Source organism: Micromonospora sp. M51 (assembly GCF_018070305.1).
GTDB classification, from domain to species: domain Bacteria; phylum Actinomycetota; class Actinomycetes; order Mycobacteriales; family Micromonosporaceae; genus Micromonospora; species Micromonospora parva.
In genome coordinates, this window is record NZ_JAGPXZ010000916.1 from 1 (window position 1) to 2,180 (window position 2,180).

The 2,180-nt window shown below is 75.0% G+C and carries 3 protein-coding genes; all 3 read right to left on the minus strand.

Translation table 11 applies throughout. The features are described from left to right. Positions 1–965 (minus strand): bifunctional RNase H/acid phosphatase (locus KBX53_RS30675; protein WP_210863218.1); only part of this gene is annotated, 965 nt, incomplete at its 3' end. A 3-nt stretch (positions 966–968) separates the two neighbouring features. Beyond that, complete coding sequence (locus KBX53_RS30680) at positions 969–1,706, minus strand: zinc ribbon domain-containing protein (RefSeq protein WP_210863220.1); 738 nt, start codon at positions 1,704–1,706, stop codon at positions 969–971. Beyond that, positions 1,696–2,180, minus strand: a 485-nt coding sequence (locus KBX53_RS30685) for a Nif3-like dinuclear metal center hexameric protein (protein WP_210863222.1), incomplete at its 5' end; no start/stop codon positions are given. The genes KBX53_RS30685 and KBX53_RS30680, both read right to left, overlap by 11 nt.

The window sequence follows — 2,180 nt, forward strand, 5'->3', positions numbered from 1 at the left end:
GCGATGACCCGGTTGGCGCGTTCGGCGACGTGGGTGAACGACTCCCCGCCCGGCGGCGCGATCCGGGGTGAGGCGAGCCAGGCGTCCATCTCCCCCGGCCACTGGTCGCGCACCTCGGCGAACGTGCGCCCTTCCCACTGGCCGAAGTCGCACTCGATCAGGTCGTCCTCGGTGCGGACCGGCACGTCGCCGAGGGCCCCGGCGATCGCCGCCGCGGTGGCCGTACACCGGGACAACGGTGAGCTGAGCACGGCCGCGACGGACGGGGCCAGCTCTGCCACCCGGGCACCGGTGGCGCCGGCCTGGGCCCGGCCACGCTCGGATAGCGGCACGTCGCCGCGCCCGGAGTAGCGTCGCTGCTCCGTGTACGGGGTTTCGCCGTGCCGGACCAGGATCAGCCGGGTGGCGGTGAAGGTGGGCCGTGGCTCCCAGGAGGCCGGCGCGGTCGCCGGGTCACTGCCGGTCGCCGGCTGGCCGGCGGCGGGCGACGCGGGACGGCCCACGGTGTCAGCCGGCGTGGGACGGCCGGTGGTCGCGGTGGCCGGTGGGCGGCCGGCGGCGGCGTCCATGGCGGCGTTGGCGAGGGCGTCGGCGTGCCGGTTCTGCTCGCGCGGGATCCAGCTGAACCGGACCGCTGTGAACCGGCCCACCAGCGCGGCGGCCTGGGCGGCGAGGGGCCGCAGGCCGGGGTGCTTGATCTGCCACCGGCCGCACATCTGCTCGACCACCAGCTTGGAGTCCATCCGGACGTCCACCTCGGCGGCGCCCAGCTCGGCGGCGGCGGTCAACCCGGCGATCAGGCCCTGGTACTCGGCGACGTTGTTGGTGGCCGTGCCGAGCGACTCGGAGCGCTCGGCGAGCACCTCGCCGGTCTCCGGGTCGCGGACCACCGCGCCGTAGCCGGCGGGGCCGGGGTTGCCCCGGGACCCACCGTCGGCCTCGACGGAGACCACGCGCGGCGCCACGACCTACAGGCCCGACTCGTTGGTGCGGACCATGATCCGTCGGCAGTCCTCGCAGCGGACCACGTCGTCGGGGGCGGCCTTGCGGATCCGGGCCAGGTCGGCACCGGACAGCTCCAGGCGGCACCCGCCGCAGCGGCCCGCGGTGAGCAGCGCGGCACCCAGCCCGGTGTCCTCGCGGATCTTGTCGTAGAGGTTGACCAGCTCGGCCGGGAGGTCGGCGGCGAGCGGCTGACGGGCGCCCCGCTTGAACTCCTCCTCCTTGGCGATCTCGGCCAGTGCCTCGTCGCGGCGCTGTTCGGTGGCGGCCCGCTTGTCCCGGGTCTCGGCCAGCCGCTGCTCCACGCCGTCCAGTACGCCCTGCGCGGTTTCCCGCTGCTCCATCAGCTCCAGCTCGGCGTCCTCCAGGTCGCCCTGGCGGCGCTTCAGCGACACCAGTTCGTGCTGGAGCGCCTCCAGCTCCCGGGCCGGGCCGGTGCCGGCGGCCAGTCGGTTCTCGTCCTTCTCCTTGCGGGCCCGGACCTGCTCGACGTCCTTCTCCAACCGGGCGATGTCCCGGTCCAGGTCGTCCACCGCAACCTGGGCGCGGACCCGCTCGTCCTCCATCGACGACAACTCGCGGGCCAGCGCCTCCAGCTCGGCGCGCTCGGGCAGCGAACGCCGGCGGTAAGCGAGCTGGGCGAGGTTGGTGTCGATCGCCTGGAGGTCGAGCAGGCGGCGCTGCACCTGAGGGTCAGCCTTCACGGTCGGGCTCCTTGTCGTCCACAGCGGGTGCGGCGGCGTGCACGGTCCACGGGTCGGTGTCCAGGTCGGACACCAGCGTCTCGACGTCCAGCGCCTCCCGGAGGAAGGCGGCCAGGTCGTCCAGCCACGGTCGTTCGGTCGCCCAGTGGGCGGCGTCGATCAGGGCGGGACCATCGGCGGCGAGGTGCTCGCCAGCCGGGTGGTGCCGCAGGTCGGCGGTGAGGAACGCGTCCACCCCGGCGGCGGTCGCGGCGCCGAGGAAGCTGTCCCCCGACCCGCCGCTGACGGCGAGGGTACGAACCATACGCCCGGGATCCCCCGCCGCGCGAACTCCCCAGGACGTGACGGGGAGCACCGCGGCGGCGTGCCGGGTCAGTTCGGCGAGGGTCATCGGCTCGGGCAGCTCGCCGATCCGGCCGAATCCCCGGTCGTCACCGTGGGCGGGCGAGCCGGGCGCCGGCCGCTGAAGTGGGC